General features: G+C 74.1%; 5 protein-coding genes and 1 pseudogene. 1 reads left to right on the top strand and 5 read right to left on the bottom strand.

Features of this window, described 5'->3' with window-relative positions; all coding sequences use genetic code 11:
- Positions 1-130 precede the first annotated feature (130 nt).
- From MTQ10_RS25695 to MTQ10_RS25675, 5 genes are all read right to left on the bottom strand, one after another.
- Positions 131-1963: a glycoside hydrolase family 3 protein gene (locus MTQ10_RS25695; RefSeq protein WP_247472540.1), complete on the bottom strand. Its 1833-nt coding sequence runs from the start codon at positions 1961-1963 to the stop codon at positions 131-133.
- Positions 1964-2479: 516 nt separating this feature from the next.
- Complete coding sequence (locus MTQ10_RS25690) at positions 2480-3280, bottom strand: sugar phosphate isomerase/epimerase family protein (protein ID WP_247472539.1); 801 nt, start codon at positions 3278-3280, stop codon at positions 2480-2482.
- Between the two features lie 89 nt (positions 3281-3369).
- Positions 3370-3942 (bottom strand): dihydrofolate reductase family protein, encoded by a 573-nt coding sequence (locus tag MTQ10_RS25685; protein WP_247472538.1) that lies wholly within the window; start codon positions 3940-3942, stop codon positions 3370-3372.
- A 111-nt stretch (positions 3943-4053) separates the two neighbouring features.
- Entirely contained in the window at positions 4054-4653 is a 600-nt protein-coding gene (locus MTQ10_RS25680) for a dihydrofolate reductase family protein (RefSeq protein ID WP_247472537.1), read from the bottom strand.
- A gap of 259 nt (positions 4654-4912) precedes the next feature.
- Complete coding sequence (locus MTQ10_RS25675; RefSeq protein ID WP_247472541.1) at positions 4913-5959, bottom strand: LacI family DNA-binding transcriptional regulator; 1047 nt, start codon at positions 5957-5959, stop codon at positions 4913-4915.
- 246 nt (positions 5960-6205) lie between these two features.
- Between MTQ10_RS25675 and MTQ10_RS25670 the strand changes: the two are divergent.
- Positions 6206-6706 (top strand): annotated as a pseudogene (locus MTQ10_RS25670) (sugar phosphate isomerase/epimerase family protein); the annotation flags it as partial.
- Positions 6707-6764: the final 58 nt, after the last annotated feature.

Genomic DNA, 6764 nt, shown 5'->3' with positions numbered 1-6764 from the left:
ACCATCGCTCACGCATGCCCAACCCCCCCCTGGTCCCCGTGTCCAGCGTGACCCGTGGTCAAGGGCCACGCCAGACGAGCGGGGTGGTTTGCGCCGGTCGGGGGTGGTGTGCCGGGCGTGCGGCGTAGCGCTAGTACGACAGGCCGTGACCGATGGGGTACAGCACCTGCGTCGGGTCGTCCGCCCGCTGCACCGGCACCGGCAGCCGTCCCGACGGACGGACCCGCCCGGCGACGACCCGGGCGGCGGCACGCAGTTCGACGTCCGTCCACGAGTACGTCGCGAGGACCGCGGGCACGCCCGGCAGGTGCGCCACGTCGTACGGGTTGCGCACGGCGACCGCGACGACGGGTCGCCCGGTCGCCAGCAGCCGCTCCACGAGGGTGCGCTGACTGCTCGTCGCCGACACGTTGTACGTCGCCACCAGCACGGCGTCCGCGCCGGCCGCCGCGGCGACGGCACGGTCGATCGTGGCCTGCGAGGGCGCCGTGCCGGTGGACAGCGCCGTCGCGGTGAAGCCCAGCTCGGTGAGCGCGCCGGCGAGGACGCCGGTGGGCGGGCCGGTGGTGCCCGACGGGGACGCCGGGTCGGCGCCGACGACGAGGATCCGCCGGTGCCGCTCGCGCCGCAGCGGCAGCAGCGGGCCCTCGTTGACCAACAGGGTCGTCGTCCGGCCGGCGACGGCGTCGGCGGCGGCCAGATGCCGCGCCGTGCCGACCGTGCGCTCGACGCCGCCCTGGGTGACGTACGGCTGCTCGAACAGCCCGAGGCGCGCCTTGAGCCGCAGCACGCGCAGGATCGATTCGTCGAGCCGCTCCTCCGTCAGCTCCCCGGAGCGCACGGCGTCCAGCACGGCATGCCAGGCCGTGTCCAGGTCGGGCGGGTTGAGGAGCTGGTCGGCGCCGGCCTTCAGGGCGAGCACCGGCACCCGGTCGTCGCCGTACTTGGTGCGCACGCCCTCCATGCCGAGCGAGTCGGTGACCACGACACCGTCGTAGCCGAGTTCCTCCCGCAGGATGCCGGTGAGGATCGGCCGCGACAGGGTGGCCGGGTCGCCGGAGTCGTCCAGGGCGGGGAACTGGATGTGCGCGGTCATGATCGAGTCGATGCCGGCGGTGATCGCCGCGCGGAACGGCACCGCGTCCAGCGTCTCCCACTGCTCCCGTGTGTGCGTGATGACCGGGAAGCCGTAGTGGCTGTCGACGGCGGTGTCGCCGTGGCCGGGGAAGTGCTTGGCGGTGGCGGCGACTTTGCTGCCCTGGTAGCCCCGTACCTCCGCGGCGACGAGGCCGGCGACCGCCTGCGGATCGGCGCCGAAGGAGCGGACGCCGATGACCGGGTTGGCCGGGTTGACGTTGACGTCGGCGACGGGGGAGTAGTCCTGCCGGATGCCCATCGCCCGCAGTTCGGCGCCGGAGATCCGGCCGAGGGTGCGCGCGTCGGTGCGGGAGCCGCCCGCGCCGATCGCCATCGCGCCGGGGAACAGCGTGGCGGGCTTGCCGACGCGGCAGACGATGCCGTGCTCCTGGTCGGTGGAGATCAGCACCGGCAGGCCGCGCGGCAGGGAGAGGGACGCCTTCTGGATGCCGTTGGACAGGTCGGCGATCTGATGCGGGTCGCGGGTGTTGTGCGCCCACGTGAAGTAGATGATGCCGCCCACCCGGTACTTCGCGATCAGCTCGGCGGCGGTGCGCACGCCGATCTCCGCGAGGTTGGTGTCGATGTCGGCCTGGTCGGGGGCGGTCGCGGAGTGCCCGTACACCCGCATCACGAAGAGCTGCCCGACCTTCTCCTCCAGCGTCATCCGGTCCACGAGCGCCCGCAGCCGGTGCTCGTCCCGGCCGGCCGCCCGCGCGGTGCCGCCGACCGCCAGGGCCGCCGTGACGCCCGCCGTCGCCGCGAGAAGGCTGCGTCTGGAGGGGGCCGTGGTGTTTCCCTTGCGTCCCGTGCTGTCGTCGTGCACGTGCGCTCCTTCCGGGGAGGTCCGCGCTGAATGAAGGAAACTTCCAGAGGGTCACCAATATCCGGGAAGTTTCTTCCGGTCAAGGGAACGGACACGAACCCGCCGCCGGGACAAGGGAGCTGAGGGGCCGCCATCGGCGCGGGGAGGGCTCGCGCCGACGGCGGCGGGGCCGGCGCGGCGCGGCGGAGAGGGGGGGCAGAACTCGCAGCCGGCAAGCGAGGCCGACACCGCACCACGGTGACTCTCCGGCAACCCGCCGATGTGACGACGGACCCGTCCGGCGGGTTCCCGCGGGGGCACGGATTCCGGCAGGTCGGGAGAGGCGGGGCGGGTGGGGCTGCCGAGGCGGCGGAGTCCGAGGACGCGGCCCGAGCGGAGAAGCTGCTCACGAAGCACGCCGAGGTCCCCGGGGCATGGCTCGCACATGCCCGCTGCCGCCTGGTCGGCTCCGCCCGGGCGGCAGCGGACGTCGCCGCGTGCCGAGGGAAGCGGCTGGAGGCCCGGTGGCCGGAGCGCTCAGGCCGAGTCGTTCAGCAGGCGGGCCAGGTGGTCGCGGCCGGCGGTGAGGAGGTCGTGCAGCGGTGCCGCCTCCGGGTACCAGCGCCTCTCGTACTCCCAGCACAGCCAGCCGTCCCAGCCGTGCCGGGACAGCACCTCCACACAGTCGGCGAGCGGCAGCACCCCCGCGCCCAGCGGCAGGGGGGTCGTGTCCGAGGGCGAGGCGATGTCCTTCACCTGCACATACCCGAGGTACGGCGCCAGCGCCGCGTAGGTCTCCGACGGCTGCTCGCCGCCCAGCCACGGATGCATGACGTCCCACAGCGCACCGACGTTGCGGTGCCCGACCAGGCCCAGGACCCGCATCGCCGCCGCGCCCGTGCGATGCGAGTCGTGGGTCTCCAGCAGCAGCCGTACACCCAGGTCGGCGGCATGCTCGGCGGCCGTGCCGAGCCGGCGGGCGGCGACCGCGTCGGCCTCCTCGGGCGCCTGGACGTCGGTGCCGCCCGGGAAGACCCGCACAAACGGGGCGCCCAGGTCGCGGGCCAGCTCCAGCAGGGAGCGGATCTCCGCGACCACCGGATCGTCGTCGCCCGGCTCGGCGACCCGCGCGTACCCGGCCACGCCCAGCACCTCGACGCCCGCCGCCTCGAACTCGGCGGCGATCTCGGCACGCCGGACGTCGTCCAGCCCGGGGTGGACGGGCTCCTCCGCGTGGGCGCGCAGTTCGACGCCGTGGTAGCCGTGCTCGGCGGCCAGCCGCAGCACGTGGGGGAGCGGAAGACCGGGCACACCGAGCGTGGAGAAGGCGAGCTTCATGTCTGGACCCTACTCGCGGTCCCGGCCGGGCGCGCGAGGACCGTGCCCGCCCTCGGACCGCGCGGCACCACGTCCGCGTGCCGCACGGGTCACCGCACCACCTCGAACACGTTCTTCTGGATGCCGTTGGCGTACGCCTCGTGTTCCACCAGCCGCAGCTTCTGGGCGTCCTTGTCGGCGGTGCTGAACAGCCGCTTGCCCGCGCCGAGCAGCAGCGGGAAGACCAGCAGGTGGTAGCGGTCGATCAGCCCGGCGTCGGACAGGGCGTGGTTCAGGGCGGCGCTGCCGTGGACGATGATCGGCCCGCCGTCGGTCTCCTTCAGCGCGGCGACCTCGTCGAGGGAGCGCAGGATCGTCGTCTCGCCCCAGCCGGGCACCAGGCGGTCCTCGGTGAGGGTGGTGGAGACGACGTACTTCGGCATCTTGTTGTACTCAGTGAACTCCGCCATGCCGGGCCACACCGGTGCGAACGCCTCGTAGCTGACCCGGCCCAGCAGCAGCGCGGCGGCCTCCTGCTGCTCCCGCCCCTTGATCTCGTAGGCCTCGGGCAGGAACTCGACCTCCTTGAACGTCCAGCCGCTGTTGCGGTAGCCGGGCTCGCCGCCGGGCGCCTCGACGACGCCGTCGAGGGAGACGAACGCGGTGCTGATCAGGGTGCGCACTGGGCCTCCTGGAAATGCTGTCTCGTACGGTCGTGCCGTGCGGGTCGGGTCCGGGCGCGTCGCCGGTGCGCCCTGCCCGCACACCACTGTGACCGCCGTCGGCGCCGGAACTCATCGGGCGGGCGGCGGGATTGTGTCCGGGCCGGCCGTCCGGTACACGCACACCTGCGTGCCCGTCCGTGCGGTGACCGTGGAGACCAGCTCCATCGGCCGCCGCACGCCGTCCGCCGGGAAGAGCGTCGTGCCGCCGCCGAGCAGCAGCGGCGCCCGCAGCAGGATCAGCTCCTCCACGAGCCCCTCGGTGAGCAGTGCCCGCGACAGGGTGGGGCTGCCGATGACCAGCAGGTCGCCGCCCTCGGAGGCGCACAGGTCGCGGATGCGGGGCAGCGCCCCGGAGCCGGGGACGAGGGTGCTGGGACCCCAGGTCAGGTCCGCGTCGGTGAGGGTGCCGGAGACGACGTACTTGCGGACGGCGTTGAACCGGTCGGCGAGCGGTTCCCCCGCCCGGGCCGGCCAGCGCCGGGCCATCTGCTGCCAGGTGCGCCGCCCCAGCAGCAGCGCGTCCGCCTTCCGCAGCGCCGCGTCGACGGCACCGCCGACCACCTCCGTGTCGATGTACGGGCGCGCCCAGTCGCCGGACTCCTCGAGCGGGCCGCCGGGCGCCTGTACGACGCCGTCGAGAGTGATGAGCACGCTGATGACGATGCGCATGGGGGACCCGTTCCTGTCGACATGCCCAGCATGCGCACGCCAGGGGCGGGGCCGCCAACCGTGCTGCTCACGCCCGGCCGCCCCGCCCGTCCGGGCGCCTCAGGGGCCCCGCGCGCCGACGGCACCGCACGCGCCGACGGCACCGCACGCGCCGACGGCACCGCACGCGCCGACGGCACCGCACGCGCCGACGGCACCGCACGCGCCGAGGCCACCGCACGCGCCGACGGCACAGCTCGCGCCGAGGGCACCGCACCCCTCAGCCCCGAGGCACCCCCGTGGACCCTCGCACCATCAGCTCGCCCCGCACCGTCGCGAGCCCGCCCGGCGGCGGCTCCTCGCGGCCCATGGCGATACGGCCCGCCCGCGCCCCCGCCTCCGCGAGCGGCAGCCGTACCGTCGTCAGCGCGGGCACCGCGTCGATGCTGAACGGCAGGTCGTCGAAGCCGGCGACGGAGACGTCCTCCGGGATGCGCCGCCCGGCCTCCCGCAGCGCCGCGCACGCGCCGAGCGCGACGGAGTCGTTCGCGGCGACCACAGCCGTCAGGGACGGGTCGCGGCGCAGCAGCTCCAGCGTGGCCTCGTACCCGGAGCGCCGGTCGTAGCGGCCGTGCACGGTCCAGCCGGGCTCCTCCTCGATGCCGGCGGCGGCGAGGGCCTCGCGGTGTCCCTCCAGCCGGTGCCGGGTGGTGGTGCGCTCCTCGGGGCCCGCGATGTAGCCGAGCCTGCGGTGGCCGAGCCCGATCAGATGCTCGGTGAGCGCGCGCCCGCCGCCGCGGTTGTCGAAGGTGAGCGCGACCGCCCCGGTGTCGTCGGCGGGGGGCCGCCCGCACAGCACGATCCGCGTCCCGGCCTGGGTCATCTTGCGCAGCTTCTGCGCCACGGCCGCCTGGTGCTGCGGGTCCTCCACCGCGCCGCCGGTGAGGACCACGGCCGCGGCACGCTGCCGTTGCAGCAGGGTGAGGTAGGTCAGCTCGCGGTCGGGGGAGCCGCCGGTGTTGCAGACGACGGCGAGGCGTTCGCCGCCGGCCCGCCCGCCGGGGCCGCCGATCTCGGACTGGATGGCGCTCGCCATGATCCCGAAGAAGGGGTCGGCGATGTCGTTGACGAGGATGCCGACGAGGTCGGAGGTGGCTGCGGCGAGCGCGCTCGCCGGACCGTTGAGCACATAGTCCAGTTCGTCGACGGCGCGCAGCACCCGCTCGCGGGTGGACGCGGCCACCGGGTAGTTGCCGTTCAGTACGCGCGACACCGTCGCGGGGGAGACCTGCGCGCGGGCCGCCACGTCCGCCAGGGTCACCGTCATCGTCGTCCTCCGGTCGCGCATCTCGTCGTCCTCCCTGGTCCACGCCAGGGTCCACGTCCTGGGTCGTGTCCGACCCAGGTTCCGAGCAGACCTTACGGCCAGCCGGGCCACGTGTTCGCCCCCTCGAACAACTCCGGTCATCCACACCCTTGCCCGGGGCGCTTTCCAGAGGTTGGCTTCTCCATGTAGAAAACGCTTACGGCACGGTGTGCCGCAGGGACGAGGGGCGCCGGGCGCCCATGAAGGGAGGACCTGCACAGCGCCCGCGAACGGATCGACGACGCCCTCGCCGAACTCGGCCCGTACGCGGAACAGCACGGGGTTCGGCTGGCCGTCGAGCCGCTGCACCCGATGTTCGCCGCCGACCGCTGCGTCGTCTCCACCCTCGCGCAGGCCCTCGACCTGGCGGAACGCTTCCCCGCCCACCAGGTCGGCGTCACCGTGGACACGTACCACATCTGGGGGGACGACACCGCGCCCGAGCAGATCGCGCGGGCCGGCGCACAGGGCCGTATCCACACCTTCCAGCTCGCCGACTGGACGACACCGCTGCCGGAGGGCGTCCTCAACGGGCGCGGACAGATCGGCGACGGCTCCATCGACATGCGCGCCTGGCAGGCCCTGGTGGAGGCGACCGGATACACCGGCCCGATCGAGGTGGAGCTGTTCAACGAGGAGCTGTGGGCCCGCGACGGCAGGGAGGTTCTCGCGGAGACGGCGGACAGGTTCGTACACCACACCCTCTGACGCCTGCGCCGAGCCCCCGCCGCACTCTCCGAATCCTGCGCCGAGCCCCCCGCCACGC

Source organism: Streptomyces sp. XM83C, assembly GCF_023072675.1.
In the GTDB taxonomy this organism is placed as follows: Bacteria; Actinomycetota; Actinomycetes; order Streptomycetales; family Streptomycetaceae; genus Streptomyces; species Streptomyces thermocoprophilus.
Note: the sequence above shows the minus strand (reverse complement) of the source record. Positions and strands in the feature narration are given on the sequence as shown.